The sequence below is a fragment of the Gemmatimonadota bacterium genome (genome assembly GCA_016712265.1).
GTDB lineage: Bacteria > Gemmatimonadota > Gemmatimonadetes > Gemmatimonadales > Gemmatimonadaceae > RBC101.
Window position 1 is genome coordinate 943,690 of sequence record JADJRJ010000031.1, and the last position, 19,059, is coordinate 962,748.

General features: G+C 68.5%; 13 protein-coding genes. 5 read left to right on the forward strand and 8 right to left on the reverse strand.

The window, feature by feature from the left end; all coding sequences use genetic code 11:
* Window positions 1–48: 48 nt before the first annotated feature.
* Window positions 49–2,388: a serine hydrolase gene (locus tag IPK85_24890; protein MBK8250605.1), complete on the forward strand. Its 2,340-nt coding sequence runs from the start codon at window positions 49–51 to the stop codon at window positions 2,386–2,388.
* Here the strand turns inward: IPK85_24890 and IPK85_24895 are convergent.
* From IPK85_24895 to IPK85_24910, 4 genes are all read right to left on the reverse strand, one after another.
* Window positions 2,385–4,490, reverse strand: a complete 2,106-nt coding sequence (locus IPK85_24895) for a carbohydrate binding family 9 domain-containing protein (protein ID MBK8250606.1) — start codon at window positions 4,488–4,490, stop codon at window positions 2,385–2,387. The two genes, IPK85_24890 and IPK85_24895, sit on opposite strands and share 4 nt — an antisense overlap.
* A gap of 359 nt (window positions 4,491–4,849) precedes the next feature.
* Window positions 4,850–8,803, reverse strand: coding sequence for a DNA polymerase III subunit alpha (locus tag IPK85_24900; protein MBK8250607.1), 3,954 nt, complete (start codon window positions 8,801–8,803; stop codon window positions 4,850–4,852).
* A complete protein-coding gene (locus IPK85_24905; protein ID MBK8250608.1) occupies window positions 8,804–10,273 on the reverse strand; it encodes a hypothetical protein in 1,470 nt (489 codons plus the stop codon). It abuts the gene before it with no gap.
* Between the two features lie 100 nt (window positions 10,274–10,373).
* Complete coding sequence (locus IPK85_24910) at window positions 10,374–11,426, reverse strand: hypothetical protein (GenBank protein MBK8250609.1); 1,053 nt, start codon at window positions 11,424–11,426, stop codon at window positions 10,374–10,376.
* Between the two features lie 102 nt (window positions 11,427–11,528).
* Here IPK85_24910 and IPK85_24915 point away from each other — a divergent pair, with 102 nt between their 5' ends.
* Complete coding sequence (locus IPK85_24915) at window positions 11,529–11,768, forward strand: hypothetical protein (protein ID MBK8250610.1); 240 nt, start codon at window positions 11,529–11,531, stop codon at window positions 11,766–11,768.
* A 44-nt stretch (window positions 11,769–11,812) separates the two neighbouring features.
* On the opposite strand, the gene IPK85_24920 is transcribed toward IPK85_24915, so the two are convergent.
* Window positions 11,813–12,928, reverse strand: a complete 1,116-nt coding sequence (locus IPK85_24920; protein ID MBK8250611.1) for a radical SAM protein — start codon at window positions 12,926–12,928, stop codon at window positions 11,813–11,815.
* 257 nt (window positions 12,929–13,185) lie between these two features.
* Here IPK85_24920 and IPK85_24925 point away from each other — a divergent pair, with 257 nt between their 5' ends.
* From IPK85_24925 to IPK85_24935, 3 genes are read left to right on the forward strand one after another with little or no spacing between them, the layout of a single operon-like run.
* Window positions 13,186–14,607: an amidohydrolase family protein gene (locus IPK85_24925; GenBank protein ID MBK8250612.1), complete on the forward strand. Its 1,422-nt coding sequence runs from the start codon at window positions 13,186–13,188 to the stop codon at window positions 14,605–14,607.
* Window positions 14,604–15,995 carry an amidase gene (locus tag IPK85_24930; GenBank protein ID MBK8250613.1) on the forward strand — a complete coding sequence of 464 codons (1,392 nt, stop codon included), beginning with the start codon at window positions 14,604–14,606 and terminating at the stop codon, window positions 15,993–15,995. Before IPK85_24925 ends, IPK85_24930 begins: the two co-directional genes overlap by 4 nt.
* A 31-nt stretch (window positions 15,996–16,026) precedes the next feature.
* Window positions 16,027–16,320, forward strand: coding sequence for a 4a-hydroxytetrahydrobiopterin dehydratase (locus tag IPK85_24935; GenBank protein ID MBK8250614.1), 294 nt, complete (start codon window positions 16,027–16,029; stop codon window positions 16,318–16,320).
* On the opposite strand, the gene IPK85_24940 is transcribed toward IPK85_24935, so the two are convergent.
* The 3 genes from IPK85_24940 to IPK85_24950 form a co-directional block, all read right to left on the reverse strand.
* Complete coding sequence (locus tag IPK85_24940) at window positions 16,317–17,000, reverse strand: Bax inhibitor-1/YccA family protein (GenBank protein ID MBK8250615.1); 684 nt, start codon at window positions 16,998–17,000, stop codon at window positions 16,317–16,319. The genes IPK85_24935 and IPK85_24940 overlap by 4 nt on opposite strands.
* 182 nt (window positions 17,001–17,182) lie before the next feature.
* Window positions 17,183–17,974 carry a DUF4097 family beta strand repeat protein gene (locus IPK85_24945; GenBank protein ID MBK8250616.1) on the reverse strand — a complete coding sequence of 264 codons (792 nt, stop codon included), beginning with the start codon at window positions 17,972–17,974 and terminating at the stop codon, window positions 17,183–17,185.
* 5 nt (window positions 17,975–17,979) lie between these two features.
* Window positions 17,980–19,059 (reverse strand): DUF4097 family beta strand repeat protein, encoded by a 1,080-nt coding sequence (locus IPK85_24950; protein MBK8250617.1) that lies wholly within the window; start codon window positions 19,057–19,059, stop codon window positions 17,980–17,982.

A 19,059-nucleotide genomic window follows, 5' to 3' on the forward strand; every position in this document is an offset into this window, starting at 1 on the left:
CTGTGACGGTACGACCCACGCAGGATCCGCATCTGGAGGACAGACGCAATGCGACGCTTGGTTCCCGGACTCATGCTGGCCGTGGTTGGACCCTTGGTGGAGGCGCAATCGACGGTGGGGCCGGACGCGAAGTACGCGCCCCTGGCCACACGCCTGTCCCCCTTCATCGAGCACGAGATGAAGGACAAGGGACTGCCCGCCCTCTCGGTGGCCCTGGTGGAAGGTGACCGGGTGGTGTGGGCGCGCGGATTCGGGTACGCCGATAGCGCGGGCACCATCCCGGCGACGGCGCAGACGGTGTACCGCGTGGGATCCGTCTCGAAGTTGTTCACAGACATCGGGGTGATGCAGCTCGTGGAGCGCGGGGTCCTCGACCTCGATGCCCCGGTGACCCGGTACCTCCCCGAGTTTCGCCCGCGGAATCGCTTTGGTGGGACGATCACACTGCGGCACCTCATGTCGCACCGCGCCGGGCTGGTGCGCGAGCCCCCGGTGGGGAACTACTTCGAGACCTCCGAGCCGACCCTGGCGGCCACGGTCGCGAGCCTCAACCGAACGGCGCTCGTGTACAAGCCCGGCACGCGCACCAAGTACTCGAATGCCGGCATCGCCGTGGTTGGCCGTGTCCTGGAGAAGGTGCAGGGGCAACCGTTCGGTGCGTACCTGCAACGCGCGATCCTCGACCCGCTGGGGATGACGGGTGCGTCGTTTGTACCGACCCCCCGGACCGCGGACGCGGTATCCCACGCGCTCATGTGGACCCGACACGGGACGTCGTTTGCGGCGCCGCGCTTCCAGCTGGGGATGGCCCCGGCGGGGAGCATGTACGCGACCATGCCGGAGCTGGGGCGCTTTGTGTCGGCCTTATTTGATGGCGGGGCTCCGGTGTTGCGACGGGAGTCCCTCGAGGAGATGTGGGTGCCGCAGTTCAGCGCACCCGGTGCGACAGACGGGTTTGGCCTCGGGTTCATGGTGGGGTCGCTGGACGGTGAGCGCATGGTGCGTCACGGCGGCGCCATCTACGGCTTTGCGACGGAGCTGATCGCCCTTCCGGGGGCGCGCCTCGGCGTGGCCGTCTCGGCGGCCCGCGACTTCACCAATGGCACGGTCGAGCGGATTGCGATGGCCGTGCTCCGCGACGCCATGGCCATGCAGCGCGGAGGCGCCGCTGCCGCGCCGCGCCTCACAACCCCAACCACCCGGGAGCGCGCGCTGGCCCTCGCCGGCACGTACGGGAGCGGTGAGCGTCAGGTGCGGCTGGTGGCGCGCGATACCCTGCTGTACCTCGATCCCGCGCGCGGCGACATGCGCCTGCGATTACGGGTGTTATCTGGCGATACCCTGGTCGTGGACGATCCGGCGACCTACGGCTCGGTGGTCGTCCCGATCGCCAATGCCATCGTGGTCGATCGCGACACGCTGCGTCGCGTGGACCCCGCGCCGGCGCGCCGGGTGCTGCCCGCGCACTGGAGCGGGTTGATCGGTGAGTATGGGTGGGACCACAACGTGCTGTACATCCATGAGCGGAACGGACGGTTGACGGCCCTCATCGAGTGGTTTGCCGAGTACCCCCTCCGCGAGGTTGGCCCGAACGAGTACGCCTTCCCGGACTACGGGTTGTATGCCGGGGAGCGACTGCGGTTCATGCGTGACGCACGCGGGCGCGCGACGCAGGTGGTGGCCGCGGAGGTCACCTTTGCACGGCGGAAGATCCCCGGGGAGGACGCGGCGGTCTTTCGCATCACCCCGGTGAAGCCGGTGGACGAGCTCCGGCGGATCGCGCTTGCGGCGACTCCTCCGGTGGAGCGGGGGACCTTTCGGGAGAGTGACCTGGTGGAGTTGGCGCCACTGGACGCCACCATCAAGCTCGACGTGCGGTACGCGACGCGCGACAACTTCCTCTCCGTGCCGGTCTACACGCAGGCTCGCGCGTTCCTGCAACGGCCGGCTGCCGAGGCGCTGGTGCGTGCCCATCGCGCCCTGCGCGCGCAGGGGCTTGGCTTGCTGATCCACGACGGGTATCGTCCGTGGTACGTGACGAAGATGTTCTGGGATGGCACGCCGGAGGCGAACCATGTCTTCGTCGCCGATCCCTCGCGTGGCTCACGGCACAATCGGGGGTGCGCCGTCGACCTGACGCTGTACGACCTCACGACCGGGCGCCCGGTGCGCATGACCGGGGGGTACGATGAGATGTCGGACCGTTCGTACCCGGACTACCCCGGGGGGACGGCCCGGCAACGCGAGCTGCGCGAGATCCTGCGCACCGCCATGGAGGCCGAGGGATTCCTCGTCTACGAGGCGGAATGGTGGCACTTCGACTACAAGGACTGGCGCGAGTATCGGATAGGGAACCAGCGCTTTGAGGAGGAGCTGGGTCGGCGCTAGAACGCCATCATCTGCGTGAACTTCAGCACGAGCGACCGGCCAGCAATCGGGGCATCCGGCGTCAGGAAGCGCTGGTCATTGTAGACGAGGAACAGGTCGCTGAGGGGGTGGTGGATCAGGTTGAAGCGCACGTTGGCGTTGAGCTGCTTGGACGAAGGGTCGTATTGCGACAGCGCGTCGATGAACATGTTCGGCGAGAACGAGTAGTTGGCGCGTGTCGTCCAGAAGCTGTTGACGAACGTGCCCTTCGCCAGGTCGAGGTCCCCCGCCGTGCGCTGTACGCCGGAGGTGATGCGCACCCGGTAGTTGGGGCGCAGGGTGATGGAGGCGTTGATCGTCTGCTGGGTGCCGTTGTACAGCTCGCCCCACGCGAGGCGCGAGCTCAGCGAGACGCGACGGCTCTGGTCGGTGTTGGCGAGGATGCCCCATTCCTGCCAGCTGTACGGGCCGGCGGGGAGGGGATCGGCCTTGGGACTCAGGCGCAGGGGGCGGTCAAGGAGATTGAAGGAAGGGTTGTAGGACAGCTCGAAGACCGCCCCATTCTCGAAGAAGAAGGTCTGCCCGGTGTGCAGGCGTTTCTGGACCATGTGGTTCCCTTGGTCCGTGAAGAGGTCCCACACGATATGCGGGTGGAGTTCACGCACCCCGCGCTTGCGCAGCGCCTCGGGCCGCGGGCGGACGCCGATGTCCGCGAACCACTTCTTGACCCCAATGCGGCGATAGAAGCCGAGGTCGTTGTTGAAGTTCTCGCCGAGGGACATCACCCCGCCCTTGCCATGAAAGAAGTTGCCTTCCCAGTTGAGCGAGGTGCGGGCCGAGTACTGGCCCTCGGTGCGTCCCGGAGTGCGGGTGCCAATGAAGTACGAGTTCCAGTCGAGCCGCCCGAGGAAGCGGATGTTGGCGTCGATGCCGGCTACCCGGTTGTAGTTGTCCGCGTTCTCGGTGGACTGGCGCTGCATGAAGAGCACGCCGATGTCGGAGCCGCGTGACACGTTCCGGCGCAGGCGGACGACGGTGTAGTTGTTGGCGTCGGTGACGTCGTCCCCGCGGACCTGCATGTTGATCAAGCCGATGCCAAAGCCGCCGGCCATGCCGGTCAGGCGCGCGCCGGCGTCAATGGGGAGCGGCTTGCGGTCGTTGCGGATGCCGATGCGCCGCGAGAAGAAGAGCAGGTTGTCGTCGTCCGGGGTCGCCGGGACGAAGACGCGATTCAGTCGCGCCGCATCGCCGACGTAGAACATCCCGGAGTTCTCCAGGAAGGCCTCGCGCTTCTCCGGGAAGAACTGCGCGAATTGCGTGAGGTTCACCTGCTGCTCGTCGGCCTCGACCTGCGCGAAGTCGGGACGAATCGTGCCGTCGAGCGTCAGGCCACGCGTGACGGCAAACTTCATGTCGAGGCCGGCGTCGAACTTCTGGTCGTGGGCCGTGACGCCAACGTCGCGGACCGTATTCCCGAGGAGGTAAGGCTTGAGGCGGAGGTCGCGTCCCGCGGCACCGACCTTGAGGCCGGTGACATCGCCGGCGAGTGAGAGGCGCATGAGGTTGAACGAGCGCGGGACCGGCGACCAGAAGGTGACCTCGTTCTTGCGCCGAATGCGACGCGAGAAGTTGATCCCCCACGGTTGGTCGGCGCCTGGCTCGAACCTGAGCGTGCGGAACGGGATGCGCATTTCGGCGGTCCAGCCGTCGGCGCTGCGCCGCGTGCGTACGTCCCAGATGGCGTCCCAGCTGGAGTTGATCTCGCGCCCTTCGTTGGCGATTTGCCGGTCGACGCGGCCGCCCGCGGGGTTGGTGATGAACACGTATCCGTTGCGGCGGTCATGAAAGGTGTCGAGGATCACCTCGAAGTCGTCCTGGTCGTCCTCGCGGAAGTCCTTGCGGATATCGTTCACGATCTCGCGCGATGGGTCCGAGTCCCGCATGAAGGCGCCGATGTACAGGTTGTCGGCGTCGAAGGCCACGAAGACCTCGGTCTGTTCGGTCGCCGGCTGCCCCTCCCGCGGTTCGCTCTGCACAAACCCTGTCGCTCCCGGAGCGCGCTTCCAGACTTCCTCGTCCAGGGCGCCGTCCAGCCGGATGGGTCCGCCGGCGGGCAGTGCCACCAGTCCCCTGCGTGCTGCTGGGGAGACGGCACTGACTGCGGTGGCTGTTTGCGCTGCGGCCCGCACGGGGCCCGCAAGGGTGAGGGCGAGGCAAAGAGAGGCGGACCACAACGTCAGGGCGCGGCGCATGCGACGAGTCAGCTGGAGGGTATGTCTGGGTGCGAAACGTGGTGGGTGAGGTGAATGTTGGGAATGGCGGGGCGGTGGCTGAGCGCCCGTGGCCGGTGGCCGTAATCCGGAGGTCAGGTAAAGCCGAGTCTGGCGGCGTTTGGGGCTGGGCATCTTGTGTGTTGCCGCGGGACTGTGCTCGGCCGGGGCATCATCGGGGCGCCAGGATCGATTGCGACTCCAGGCGCTCCTCAATGAAAATCGTGGCTTCGGGCCCACGCCTCGCCCGCGTCGGCCTTGAGTGCGGTGAACTGCTCGCCTCGGAGGTTGACGACCTTTCCCTCCACCTGCAGGGTACCGCGCACCAGCAGGAGTGGTGATGTGGAGATGAGCAGGGCCTGCTGTTCGAAGCGTTTCGGCGTGACGACGACATTGAGGATGCCGGTCTCGTCTTCCAGTGACAGGAAGACGAACCCTTTAGCTGTTCCGGGGCGTTGTCGGCAGATGACGAGGCCGGCATGGGCGACCTTCGTGCCATCGCGGCCATGGGTGAACAGTTCCCGCGCGGTCACCACGCCGTTGGGTGCGAGGAGGGCGCGCAGGTGTCGCATGGGATGCCCGTTGAGCGAGAGGCCGGTGACGCGATAGTCCGCGTCCGTGGTTTCCAGGCGGCTCATGGGAGGCAACGGAGCCCGCTCGCGCCGGCGGTGCGAAGGGGCGAGGGGGCCGGCATCGCCGCGTGTGGCCTCGAGGACGCGCCAGAGGGCGGTGCGTCGGCGTTCGTTGGGTGGCACGTCATTCGCCATGGTGTCGAAGGCACCGGCTTCGGCGAGGGAGCGGAGGGCGCGCTGGTCGAGGCCAGCGCGCTGGACCACGTCGTCGATGTCTACGAAGGGTCCCTCACGCAGGGCCAGCGCGAGCGTCTCCCGTGCGGCCGCGCCCAGGCCGCGCACGAGGCGGATGCCGAGCCGGACGGCGGGCGGAGGCGTGGAATTGCTACCAGTGGCAATGGCATGATGACGCGCGGTGTTGGGTCGCGTCGTATCTTCGAAATCGGGGGGGGCCCCCCGTGCCCCTGGCACATCGCCGACCTGCTCCCGCCGCAGCACGCGCACCTCGGTCCCGAACGGCACCACCACGCGCCCATCGGCGCATTCCAGCGCCGTATCCCACGCCGACCGCGTGAGGTCGATCGGGTGCACCACCACGCCATGTCGCTTCGCGTCCTCGATCAGCGTCCCTACCGAGTAGAACCCCATGGGCTGCGCATTGAGGATCGCCGCCGTGAACTCGGCGGCGTAGTAGTGCCGCAGGTAGGCCGAGGCAAAAACGATGAGGGCAAAACTCGCGGCGTGGGATTCCGGAAAACCGTAGTCGGCGAACGCATTGATCTGGTTGTAGATCCGCCGCCCGACCTCGTCCGGGATGCCGTTGGCGCGCATGCCCGCCAGGAGTTTCTCGCAGATGGCCGCCATGCGCTCGCGCGAGCGCTTGTGTCCCATCGCCCGACGCAGTGTATCGGCCTCGCCCGGGGTGAAGCCGGCGGCCGTGATAGCCACCTGCATTCCTTGCTCCTGGAAAAGCGGGATGCCTAACGTGCGTTTGAGGATGGGCTCGAGGGTGGGGTGGGGGTATGTGACGGGCTCCTCGCCCGCGCGGCGCCGCAGGTAGGGATGCACCATCTCGCCCTGGATCGGCCCCGGGCGGATGAGGGCGACCTCCACCACCAGGTCGTAGAACGAGCGAGGCTTGAGGCGCGGCAACGTATTCATCTGCGCGCGGCTTTCGACCTGGAACACGCCGATGGTATCGGCCGCGCAGATGTCGTCGTACACGGCCTGGTCGGTCATGTCGAGGCGACCCAGCTCCACCGTGACACCACGCGAACCGCGGATGTACTTGAGGCAGTCCTGCAGCACGGTGAGCATGCCAAGGCCGAGCAGGTCGATCTTCACGAGCCCCGCCGCGTCGAGGTCATCGCGTTCCCACTGGATGACCGTGCGACCGGGCATCGACGCGGGTTCGATGGGCACCACGGTGCGCAGTGGCTCGGCCGTGAGCACAAAGCCACCGACGTGGATCGAGCGATGCCGTGGGGCCTGGTGGAGCCCCGCGACGATATCCGGGAGCACCTGCACCCTGCGGTCGTTCGGATCGAGCCCAGCCTGGGACAGGATGGGGTGCACAGCTGTCGTTGGGGCAGCCGGCGGAGTGGAATCAGGCGGCAGGCGGCGGGCGGCAGATGGCGGGGGCGAGTGGCCTGATGTGATGCCTAACGGCGCGAGGACATCGCTGGCCCGGGTATTCTGTTGTGCCGTATCACGCCCGTTGGCATTCCCGTACGGCTCATACCCCTTCGATGTGCGACGCCCACTCGGCGCCTCGGATGGCGGCGCGTCATCGTACTGATGCTTGCGACGCCCCGTGAATTCAGGCCGTCCACTCCGCGCCGCCAGATCAGCCCGCTCTCGTGCTGCCCGTGCCTCTCGGGCTGCGCGTGCTCCTCGTGCTTCGCCGTCGACGCGGTCTCCTGCCGCCTGCCGTCCGCCGCCCGCCGTCTCGCTCCCACTCACCGCCCGCCGTTCGCTATCCACCGTTTCGCCCTCGATCGCCATCTTCCGCCCCCGCGCCCGTTCCTCGCGCAACTTCGCGCTGGTGTACGTCCCCGCCATCATGTCCTGCCCATATCGTTCCGCCAGCAAGCGCTCGGCGCTCCACTCCTGCGTCTTCTGGCGGGGATCGTCGGGAATGCCCGGGCCATCGCTGCGCGGGTCCTTGTCGTACTCCTTGCCCAGCATCTCCTCCGGCGTGGTGGGGCCGCGGAGTGCGTCCGCCGTGGCCTGGGCGGAGAAGCGGTCGCTGAGTGCGCTGAGCATGTCGGCCTGCTGGACCGAGAATCCCAACACGCGGGCAGCATCCCGCACGGCCGAGCGGCCTCGGTAGGTGATCTGTTCACAGACCATCGCGGCATGTTCGCGACCGTACCGCTCGTACACGTACTGCAACACCTTTTCGCGATCCCGATGGGCGAAGTCGATGTCGATGTCCGGGGCTTCCTTGCGTTCCTCGCTGAGGAAGCGCTCGAAGAGGAGCTCCAGTTTGACCGGGTCGACGGCGGTGATCCCCAGGCAGTAGCAGACCACCGAGTTGGCCGCGGAGCCGCGCCCCTGGCACAACACGCCTTCGCGATTCGCGAACCGCACGATATCCCAGACGATGAGGAAGTAGCCGGAGAAGCCGAGGCGGCGGATCAGGTCCAGTTCGTGGGTGATCTGGCGCCGGTATTTGGCGTCGAGGGCGTCCAGGGGCCTGCCCCACCGGTCCAGGGCGCCCTGTTCCACCAGGCGGGCCAGGTAGTCGTCGGCGGACACGCCGGGCGGCAACGGAAAGTTTGGCAGCGTGGGCTTGAGGTCGGCGAGGCGAAAGGCACAGCGCTCGGCGATGGCCAGCGTGGTGCGCACGCCGGTGAGGTCGGCCTGCCAGCGACGGGCGACCTGGGCCGGGCCCTTGAGGTACCACTCGCCATTGGGGCGGAGGCGTGTCCCCATCTCGTCGAGCCGCTTCTGGTGGCGCAAGGCGGACAACACGTCGTGCACCAGGCGCCCGGTCGGCAGGGCGTAGTGGACGTCGTTCGTGACGACCCAGGGGAGGTCGAGCGATCGCGCGAGGGGGATGAGTTGCCGGACGAGGAGGCGTTCCTCCGGCAGGCGATGGTCCCAGACTTCAATGGCCACCCGCCGTTCGAAGAGGTCGATGAGCGTGGCCGCGGCATCACAGGCTTCGGCGGGTTTGTCGGCGGCCAGGAGCGACGGGATCCAGCCGCGGGGGCACCCGGTGAGGGCGAAGAGGCCGTTGGTATGCCGGGCGAGGGTGTCGAGGGAGACCCGCGGGGATCCACGGGGGTGGTCGAGCCGCCCGCGCGTGATGAGCGATGCCAGGTTGCCGTAGCCTTCGCGCGTCTCGGCGAGGAGGACGAGGTACCGGGGATGTCCGTCCACCTCGAGGGTCAGCTCCGTGCCGAGGATCCCGTCGAGCCCGACGTCACGCGCGGCCGTGGCAAACCGCACCGCCCCGCCGAGGTCGTCATGGTCGGTGAGGGCAAGGGCGGGCATTGCCAGCGCCTTCGCGCGCGCCACGAGGGCCTCGGGCTCGGAGGCGCCATCGAGGAGCGAGAAGACGGAGTGGCAGTGGAGTTCGGCGTACATCTAGTCATACCAGCCCTGCACAAACCACGACGTGCTGCCATCGGTCCCGGGGAGGCGCTCGTGGTAGAGCACGAGGTCGGGACCATGATCGGCATCTTCCACGCGCCAGTAGTCGCGGTCGTAGGTGGCCTGCCACCATTCGCCGCTGAGTCGTTCGGGGCCGGTGGTGCGATGGACGCGAATCCACCGGTCGCGCCAGCGCAGGGCGCGTGGGGCATCGGCTGTCCCGACGGGCTCCACGTCGATGCGTTCCGGCGGGTCCAGTTGGCGAAAAGTGCGGCAGGCTGTGCGCGCGAGCATGGGGCTGGCGAGGTGCGCGTGGGGGGCGGGGCCGGTGTCGTCGACGCGTTCCCAGACGGCGGCCTGCTCAGGGCGATGCGTGTCGCGGGCGACGGGCCGGACGACGGCCTCGCTGCCTAACGTGGATCGCAGGCGGGCAAAGGCGGCGTCGGCCGCGGCGGGATCCCGCCAGCTGGTGTCGAGCAGCTCTCCCTGGGCGCCCGAGAGGGGAGCCGTGGCGGTAATGGCCACGCGGACGCCACAGACAGGGGCGGTCAGGGGCCACGCCTCGAGCAGGGCGCGACACCGCTCGAGGAGTGGCATGGTGCGCGCGAGCGGTCGTGGCAGTTGCACCTCCCGCGTGATGGTGTGCGGCTGGCTGGTGGGGAGGGCGCCGCGCGCGTCGTCGAGCGTGAGGGTGATGGCGAGAGTGGCGGCGGCGCGGCCGTCGGCGATGAGGGTGTGGACCAGGCGGTCGAGGGCTGCGCGCACGAGGAAGAGGATGGGTTCCGTGGTGTCGACGCTGGGCGACAGGTCTGTCGACACGGCCCGGGTCGCCTCCAGGCGGGTGAGCCCGGGACGTCGCTCGTCGAGGCCATGGGCGAGGCGCCAGGCGGCGAGCCCCAGGTCACCCCAACGACGCTCAACATCTTCGGCGGTGAGGCGTGCCAGGTCCCCGATGGCGTGGAGCCCCAGGGTGCGGAGCGAGGCGTGCAGGTCCGCGTCGATGGTGAGGAGGCCCAGCGGGGCCGGGGCGAGGTAGGCGGCGCATCCGCCAGGAGGGATGAGGACCGGAGTGGGGTCGGCGGCCTGGTGCGAGCCGGTTCCGGTGTCCCAGGTGGCGGCGCGGGCGGCGACACAGGAGTCCGCGATGGCGACGCGGGCGCGCGGGTGCCAGAGGCGCGCGATGGAGGCCAGTTGGCGGGCCAGGCTGGGCTCTCCGCCTAACGCCTCGACGCCATGTGCCCCGATCCACCAGAGGCCAGGAGCGCCGGCGGCCGGGGTGACCTGGGGGCTGGCGCGCACGAAGGCGGCGGTCGCGCGCGTGACTGCACGGCCGATGAGGTCCTCGTCCCAGGGCAGGACCTGTAGCGCGGCGCAGCGGGCGCGCGCCTCGGCGATCGTCATGCCCGCGCGGATGCGTGCCTGCCCGGCGGCCGCGGTGGCCGTGCGGATGCGTTGGCCGTCCACGAGGACGATGGGGAGGTCGTCCCAGTGGTGCCACGGTCGCTCGTGTGTGCCGCCGCCTGCCGTCTGCTGCTTGCCGTCCCGACCCCCCCGAGGCCCCGCGTCAGCGGTCGCTGCTGCTCGTGTGTTGGGCGCGCTGCGCCGGTGGTCGGTGGGCGTCTGTCGACTGCCGTCCGCCGTCTGCCGCCTGCCGCCTATGGCCTGCCGTGACATCCAGGAGGAAGGACTCCCGGCTGGTGTCGGGTTCTGCAAACCGCCGTTTGTATGGGAGGCTGGTGCCTCCCACGCCATCGGGAGGGGGAGTTGCTCGTCGCGCGCCGGGGGCATCGGGGGCGGCCCGTTCACCGAGCCGGTTGCGTGGTGCCACACCACGCCGATCGGGAATCGCGGGATTCGGACACAAGCGACGCGGGAGGTCGTGGGCACAGGTCACCTCGACGGCCAGGGGGCCATCGTGTCCGGCCCCCTTGGTGATGGTGCAGGTGAAGGCGTGCAGGGTGCGGTGGGCAGGGGGGGCGTCATCGGTCGAGCGCGTGGAGACCGGGGTGAGGGATTGACCATGGGCGGCGCGCGCGAGTCGGGTTTCGACGCGTCGCCAGGCGGGGCGTTCGTGGCGTGGGCGGAGGCGGCGTTCCATTTCCAGGCGGAGGGCGCTCCCGACCAGGCCGCGTCCGGCGGGCTGGTGATGCACGACGAGGAGGGCGGCCTGGGTGTCCTGGGCGAGGCGCGAGAGCCGGATGACGATGCTGCGGGGGATGGGGGTGGTGTCATCCAGCACGACGAGGCGAAAGGCGCCGCTGCGCAGGAGGATGTCCGCGCACCAGGTGCCATGGCCGTCGGTGGGCGGCCGGATGACCCAGAGGAGCCCGGTCGTGGCGAGGGGGGCCCAGTCGCCCGGGGCCAGCGTGCGGGTGGCGTCGATATATGCTACAGGTTGTTTGTCTACGATGGCCCGGGCGACGATGGCATGGGCCAGGGACGTGGCCCCGCTGCCGGACGCTCCCGCGACCTCGGTGAGCCGGCCACAGGGAATGCCACCGCCGGGGAGCGTCGCATCCAGGGCCAGGATCCCGGTCGCCAACGTGCGCTCCACCGCTGGCGTCGGGGCGACGACAGTGGCCAGTTGGGCCCGGAGGGTGGCGAGTGCGGTTGACACAGGGACGCGGATCGAGGGAGGGAGGAGCCAGGGGAGGGGCACGCCCGCTTGCGGCCGTGCTGGAAATCGTTAGGCTGGAGGCGTCCGTCTTTCCGGCTCCCCATGTCCGAACCCTATGTCGGCACCGTCCACGGTCCGGGTGCGCCCCCGCCGCCACCCCCTTCGCCTCCGCGCGGGATCTTCGTACGCACCGGAAATGCCGCGCGCGCCGGGATCACGATGGGAAGCACCCTCGCCATGGTGATCTCCTGGAGCGTGCACAAATCCATTGTGTGGGCCGTGATTCATGGAGTGTTCTCCTGGTTGTATGTCGCCTACTATGCGCTGACCCGGCCGACGTGACGTGTGGGACACCGCGGGCTCCGTCGGCGGCGTTCCCTTGGCCGTCAGCTCGCCGTCAGGAGCTCCAGCTGTGCGACGTCCGGTGAGGGCGTGGGGGCCGGTGTCGCGTCATCCCCCATCCAGGCTGTGCCGGCACGTGGCTCGAAGGCCCGTTCGTCCGGTGTGCCGTATTGCAGCCCGACCTCGGCGCACAGCTGCTTCATGAAGCGACGCAGGCCGTCACGGTAGCCTGGGGTCATCTCGTGGCTGTGGGCGTAGGCGTCTGCATAACGAGTGACGAGGTGCGGGAACTCCGTGGCCAGGAACGGCAGGTACCGCGCGCGGGCCGTCGCCCGCAACCGCAGCGGGCTGGGGTTCACGTGGGTCCCGCCCTCTGCCGCAATGCGCCGAACCAGTGCCGCCAACGCGTCGGGGCGGTCCGTCACCCCGGGGAGCACTGGCATGATGTTGACTCCCGCTTCGATCCCCGCCGCGCTCAGGCGCCGCAACGCCCGGAGCCGGGACTCCGGCGTGGGCGCGCGTGGCTCGATCCGTCGCGCCAACTCCCGGTCCAACGTGATCAGGGACAGGTGCACCGTCAGCGTCGAGCGCTGGGCGATGCGCACCAGGAGGTCCATGTCGCGCGTGATCAGCGGCGACTTCGTGATGATCACCAGCTTGAGACCTTTAGCCTCAGCCAGCACCTCGAGCACGCCTCGCGTCACGCGAAAGAGGCGCTCCGCCGGTTGGTACGGGTCGGTCGCCGTGCCCAGCACGATCGTCTCGCCCCGCTGCACGGCGCCGGCCGCGGAGCTCCGGTCCCGCAACGTGCGGCGCAGGACCTCCGCCGCGTTGCGCTTCACGAAGATCCGCCGCTCAAAGGCCAGCCAGGGAGGCAATACCTCAGCTCCGTCCCCGTCTCCCTCCCCCTCGACACCCTCCGTCGCGAGGGTGCCCCGCTCCATGACAAACCGATGCGCGTACCGCGCATAGCAGTAGGCACACCCAAAGGCACACCCGACATACGGGTTGATGGACCAGAACGGCATCCCCGTACTGTCCGGACTGTTCAGGAGAGTTCGCGCCTGACTGCCGTAATACCGGATGTCCTTTTGCTCCCCCACCAGGGGATGCTGGGAGGACGTCGCCTGTGCGTCCCCCAATGGCATGGCCTGCTGCATCTCGGTCTCCGCGTTGTCCCCCGCGCGACGGGCAGCGAGGGACGCCTATAATACCGAACAAAACCCGAAGATCAAGACGCCGGAGGAGACCGGTCCCAACCCGGTACCGGGTCGCCAGGTCTCAGGATGGCAGGTCAAAATGACGCGCCGTGCTGCTACCAGCCCCGGCGATCAACGCCATCGCGCCACCATCATGAGAGTCCCACGTCGGCCGATGGGTCCGGCAGGTACATTCGAGCGACCACACCACGCCTCCAATGCGCCTCGTCAGATCCAGCATGCGATGGGCGGCCTTGCTCGGTGCCGCCGTCCTCCCGGCACAAGGCCGGCTCCCCGTCACGGCCTCCCTTCGCCCGTACGTCAGTGTCGATGCTCCGGTGGTCGCCCTGACCCACGTGCGGCTGATCGACGGCACGGGCGCGGCCCCGCGCGAGGACCAGACCATCCTCCTGAAGGATGGGGTGATCTTCGGGATCGGCCCAACGGGCCGCCTGGCACCACCCGCTGATGCCCAGGTGCTCGACCTTGCCGGGCACACGGTCATCCCCGGCCTGGTCGGGTTGCACGAGCATACGTACTTCCGCCAGACCACGCGCACGACCCAAATGACGATGAGCGGGCCGCTGGCCTACCTCGCCAATGGCGTCACGACGATCCGCACGGCCGGCTCCATGTTCCCGTACCAGGAGCTGAACATGAAGCAGGCGGTGGAATCGGGGAACCTGCCCGGGCCGCGCATGCACATCACCGGCCCCTACCTGAATGGTGCCGCCGGACCAGAATCCATGAACCGGGGGCTGCGCACGCCGGACGAGGCCCGCCGCGTGGTGGCCTACTGGGCCGAGGAGGGCGCCACCTGGCTCAAGCTGCAGGGGAACCTCACACGGGCCATCGCCGGCGCCATCGTGGACGAGGCCCATCGGCATGGCATGAAGGTCACCGGGCACCTCTGCTCCCTCAGCTTCGCCGATGCGGCCGCGTTAGGCTTCGACGCCGTGGAGCACGGTTTCATCACCAATAGCGCCTATGTGCCGGGCAAGCGTCCCGACACCTGTCCCGCGGAGAACATGCGGATCCAGGCGGACGTGGATGTCGCGAGCCCGGCGGTCCAGGCCTCCATCAAGGAGCTTGCCGACAAGAAGGTCGCCGTCACGTCCACCCTGGCCGTCTACGAGACGTTCACCCCGGGCCGCTTCAAGCTCCACCCGCGCGCCATGGAGTTGCTCGCCCCCGACACGCGGGCCGAGGTGGAGGCCGAATACGCCGCCCTCGGAACGCAGGGACTGGTCGTGCCGGAGCGGCTCATCCGCAAGATGATGGCGTGGGAACGGGACTTTGTCCGGGCCGGTGGGCTCCTGGGGGCCGGCGTCGACCCCTGGGGCAGCGGGATGCTTCCGGGCTTTGGTGACCTGCGCAACTACGAGATGCTGGTCGAGGCCGGCTTCAGCCCCGGGGAGGCGATCCAGGTGATGACCCTCAACGGCGCCCGCATCCTCGGCGAGCAGGCCACGCGCGGCAGTATCGAGTTGGGGAAGGTGGCCGACCTGGCGGTGATCCGCGGCAACCCGGTCGCGACTCCCGCCGCGATCTACGACGTGGTGACGGTCTTTCGCAGTGGGACCGGGTTTGATTCGGCCAAAATGCTGGCGGCCGCGAAGGGCCTGGTGGGGATCCGATGACGCGGTCGGCCGGTGAGGTGGCGCGCGACATCGCCCGCGGGCACACCACGGCCTGCGAGGTCGTGACGGCCTCGCTCGAGGCGATCGAGCGGACGCAGCCCCATCTCAATGCGTTCATCACCGTCATGCGTGAGAGCGCCCTGGCCGCCGCCGGGGCCATCGATCGACGCCGCGCAAAGCGTGAGCCCCTCGGTCCGCTGGCCGGCGTTCCCCTCGCGGTGAAGGACCTGATCTTCACGCGCGATGCGCTGACCACCGGCGGCTCCCGGATCTACGGCGACGGATTGCCAGCGCAGGCCGATGCCCCGGTCGTGCGTCGCTTACGGCGGGCAGGGTGCGTCGTGGTCGGCAAGGCGAACCTGCATGAGGTCGCGTTAGGCGTCACGAACGTCAACGAGCACTTCGGCCCGGCCCGTAACCCGTGGAATACCGACCGGGTCTCCGGGGGCTCCTCCGGGGGGTCGGCCGTCGCCGTGGCGGCGGACCTCTGTCCGCTGGCGGTCGGGACCGACACGCGCGGCTCCATCCGGATCCCGGCCGCCGCCTGCGGGATCACCGGGTTCAAGCCGTCGTATGGCCTCGTGTCCGTTGAGGGGGTGATTCCCCTCGCCCATTCCCTCGACCATGTGGGTCCGATGGCCCGTGGGGTGGACGATGCTGCCCTCATGCTCGCGGCGATGCTTCCACCGGGGAGGGGGGCGGCCTTGTTGAAGGGATCGCGCGCGCCAGTGAAACGGCTCGTGATTGGAGTGTCCGAATACCACATGCGCGACCTTGATGGGCCGGTGGCGCGTGCCCTGGAGTCGGCCCTGAAGGCGCTACGACCGCTGGTGCGTGACCTGCGGGAGGTCCGGATACCAGAGCTCGATGGGGTGCAGGACGCGTCCACGGTCCTGGCGAGCAGTGAGGCGGTGGCATTCCACGATGAGTACCTGCGCAACCGACCGGATGGCTACGGTCCCCAGGTGCGCCAGCGCATGGAAGCCGGGTACGCGCGGACCGCCGTGGAGTACCTTCGCGCGCAGGAGAAGCGGTCCATGGTTCAGGCGGCCTTCGCCGCGGCCTTTGCATCGGTGGACCTTCTGGTGGGGGCGACCCTTCCGGTGGTCCCGCCGCCGATCGATGCCCCGGCCATGGTCCGGATCAACGGTCGCGAGTTGACGACCGTCGAGGCGTTCACGCGCTGCAACGGGCCGCAGAACGTGGCGGGGATCCCCGCGCTCAGCGTGCCCGCGGGAATCGCGGGCGGGCTTCCGGTCGGCCTCCAGGTGTTTGGTCCGATGGGTGCCGACGCCCAGGTCCTGGCCCTTGGCCGCGCCTGGCAGCGGCACACCGACTGGCACGAACGGCGCCCGCGGGGGCCAGCGAGCCGGCGGGCGGGACCGTAGTATTGTGTATCGCACCAGCCTCCACGATACCATGGCCGTCGCACCGCTCTCGGATATCGAGATCCACCGTGAACTGGGCTCCCTGCCCGGGTGGTCGCGTCGCGGGAATTCGCTGGTGAAGGTCTTTGCGTTTCCCGACTTCATGGCCGGGATCGCCTGGGTGCGCCAGGTAGCCGAGGCTGCGGAATCCCGCGATCACCACCCAGACCTTGATATTCGGTATACGAAAATCACCGTGACGCTGTCCACGCACTCGGCGGGAGGCATCACGGTGAAGGATTTCGAGCTGGCGCGCGCGATCGACGTGCTGCCGGTGGGGCGTTAGTCGCGGCTGCGACCTCCGAGGAGGTGCAGGATCGCGAGGAACATGTTGAGCAGGTCCAGGTAGATGTTGACCGCTGCGGCCACGTAGTCATCCGGACCGTAGAGGTTGCGGATGCGCCAGGTATCAAACACCAGGAGCCCGCCAAACACCATGACGGTGGCGCCGGAGATCCACAGCGACGCCGTTTCGTTCTGGAAGAACAGGTTGAGGAGTGAGGTCGCAATCAGGACCCACACGCCGATCATGAAGAATGACCCCCACGCACTGAAGTCGCGCCGCGACAGCCAGGCGTAGACGGTGAGCGCCCCGAACGTGGATCCGGTGAGGATGCCGGCCTGGCCGATGAGGGCCGGGTTGGTCTTTGAGTAGAGGTAGACGATCGGGGAGATCGCGATTCCCTCGACAAACGTGAAAAGGAAGACCAGCCCGAGGTTGGCCGGGAACGCGTTCCGCATCTTCATGGCGATGAAGAGCGGTGCGAGCGTACACAGCATGGTGATGATCGGATGCCGGATCACGGCTTCCATGATCCGCGGCTGCCCCATCGCGAACCAGACACCCGCCATCGTGACGAGCACGCTCGCGAAGACCAGCGTGTAGGTCCGTCGCACGAGCGTGGCGCGCTCGGCGCCGGTGCGGACGACAATCGGGGGATTGAGCGGGCGGTACGAGACGCCCATGGGAGGACTCCGGGAGAGAGGCGTCCGAAAGGTAGGGGGCTCTGCGGTCGGCCCGGTAGTGCCCGTGGGTGAAAGCGTCGACGGGAGGAGACAACTGATGCAGTACGAGCAGCACGACTGGGGCAGCACGCGTCCCGTGCTGCTCGTGCTGCTCGTGCTTCGCTGTGGCTCCTGAGCTGTCCCTACTGTTTCCGAAGCTCCACGCTTCCGTTCACAGTCGAAAAACTGATGCGTCGTCCGCCGTCTCCAACCTTGGCGCGCAGGTGACGCGGGTTGATCCGGCCACTGAGCGTCATGGGGAAGTCGGACTCCACGCGCCCGTTAACGGTGCGCATGTCGAGATCCGCGTCGAGGCCTCCGGGCACCCACACCTCGATCGATCCGTTGACCGTACTAAAGTCCAGGTTGCCGCGGCCCAGGTCAGCCATCTTCACGGTGATATCTCCATTGACCGTGGATGCCTTCACGGGGCCGCCTGACGAGGTGGCGTCGATGGACCCATTCACCGTGTTCGCCTCGACCTCGGCGCTGGCACCGCGGATGTCGAGTCCGCCATTCACGGTGCTGGTGACAAGCTTCACGCCTTCGGGCAGCTGCACGACAAACTCGACCGAGGTGTCATTGTTGCGGTCGCGCTCACTCCGGCTGCTGTTGCGCGTGCGATACCCTTCCTCGTCGCACCGGGTGTTTTCGTTCCAGGTGGCGCAGATGATGACGTCGTCTCCCGACTTCTTCATCTCGATGCGGACGTTGTCCGGGTTGCCGCGTCGCCAGCGCTTGGTCCCGACGACCTCGACGCGGCTCCCTGAGCCGCGCTCCACGCGGATGGAGCCGTTGAGGTTGCGGACGTAGAGCCAGCGGCCCGCCGGAACGTTGCCTTCCCAGGTAAACGCGCGGTCACTGCGGCGTTCCTGCGCGCCGGCCGTTGCGGCGAGGAGGGCGCCAGCCACCAGGGTTCTCAGGGTCGTGGTCATGGGACTCAGCGTTTGCGGATCTCGACGTTCCCCGTGAACGTCTCGGCAATGATGCGAGGGCCGCCGGTGCCAACGGCAAACTCGAAGCGGCGGGGCCGGCGGTTGAGGCTGCGTTCGCCGGGGAGCAGCGTGATGGGGAAGTCGGAATCGATCTCCCCGCTGAACGTCTCGATGGCAAACCGTGCGCTGCTGGCCGATGGGATGGTGAGCGCAATGGTGCCGGAGTGCGAGTGGAACTCGTACCGGCCATCCGCCTCGATGTCGCCCGTGTAGGACACGTCGCCACTCGTGGTGGAGAGCTCCACGTCGCGTCCACGCCCACGTTCGACGACCACGTCACCGCTGGTGGATTCGGCCTTGAGGTCGCCCTCGAGGTCCGCGACCTCGATCGATCCGCTGGCGGTCGCGGCCTCCACGCGTCCCTTGACGCGGCGGATGATCACGTCCCCGGAGATCGAGCCCACGTCCACGCGCGCCGCGGCGTCATCGATGAGCACATCACCGCTCATCGAGCTGGCTTCCACCTCACCCCCGGCGCCACGGACCTCGATGTCGCCCGAGCTGCTGCGCACGAGCACCCGTGCACCGCGTGGAACGGTGACTTCGTACGTGATCGTCCGGTGATCGCGATTCGAGCCACCGGCATGTTGCTCCAGCGTGAGGCGACTGGCCGTGAGGTCGAGGTCGAAGCGCCCCCGTTCCGACTCGGCGCGCACGCGGGCCTCCTTGCGATCCCAGCCCGTCACGATGATGTCGCGGGACATCACCGAGAGGTCCACCACCCCGGTCGCGCTGAACGCGAACGTGGTGTCGATGCGACTCAACTGTCCCTCGCCGTCGGCATCGTCGTTGCGCTCCCATCGCGCGCGTGCGGCGCGTTCGCGGCGGTTCTTGTCGTCGAACTCCCGCTCGACACGCCGCGCGACTTCGTTGGCTTTCCGTTCGACCTGCGCGGCGATCCGTTCGGCGGCCGCGGCGATCGAGGCGGCCCAGCGCTCGATGTTGCGGTCCGTCGACTGGGCGCCGGCTGCGCGGGTTGCCGCGAGCAGGGTGGCGGCCAGGAGAGTCAGGGAGCGGCGCGTCAT

Bases quoted from the DNA above. Each gene is read 5' to 3' on its own strand.
- IPK85_24935 (MBK8250614.1), top strand. From the start codon at position 16,027: ATGGCCGTCGCACCGCTCTCGGATATCGAGATCCACCGTGAACTGGGC.
- IPK85_24945 (MBK8250616.1), bottom strand. From the start codon at position 17,974: ATGACCACGACCCTGAGAACCCTGGTGGCTGGCGCCCTCCTCGCCGCA.
- IPK85_24930 (MBK8250613.1), top strand. From the start codon at position 14,604: ATGACGCGGTCGGCCGGTGAGGTGGCGCGCGACATCGCCCGCGGGCAC.
- IPK85_24900 (MBK8250607.1), bottom strand. From the start codon at position 8,803: ATGTACGCCGAACTCCACTGCCACTCCGTCTTCTCGCTCCTCGATGGC.
- IPK85_24890 (MBK8250605.1), top strand. From the start codon at position 49: ATGCGACGCTTGGTTCCCGGACTCATGCTGGCCGTGGTTGGACCCTTG.
- IPK85_24920 (MBK8250611.1), bottom strand. From the start codon at position 12,928: ATGCAGCAGGCCATGCCATTGGGGGACGCACAGGCGACGTCCTCCCAG.
- IPK85_24940 (MBK8250615.1), bottom strand. From the start codon at position 17,000: ATGGGCGTCTCGTACCGCCCGCTCAATCCCCCGATTGTCGTCCGCACC.
- IPK85_24950 (MBK8250617.1), bottom strand. From the start codon at position 19,059: ATGACGCGCCGCTCCCTGACTCTCCTGGCCGCCACCCTGCTCGCGGCA.
- IPK85_24925 (MBK8250612.1), top strand. From the start codon at position 13,186: ATGCGCCTCGTCAGATCCAGCATGCGATGGGCGGCCTTGCTCGGTGCC.
- IPK85_24915 (MBK8250610.1), top strand. From the start codon at position 11,529: ATGTCCGAACCCTATGTCGGCACCGTCCACGGTCCGGGTGCGCCCCCG.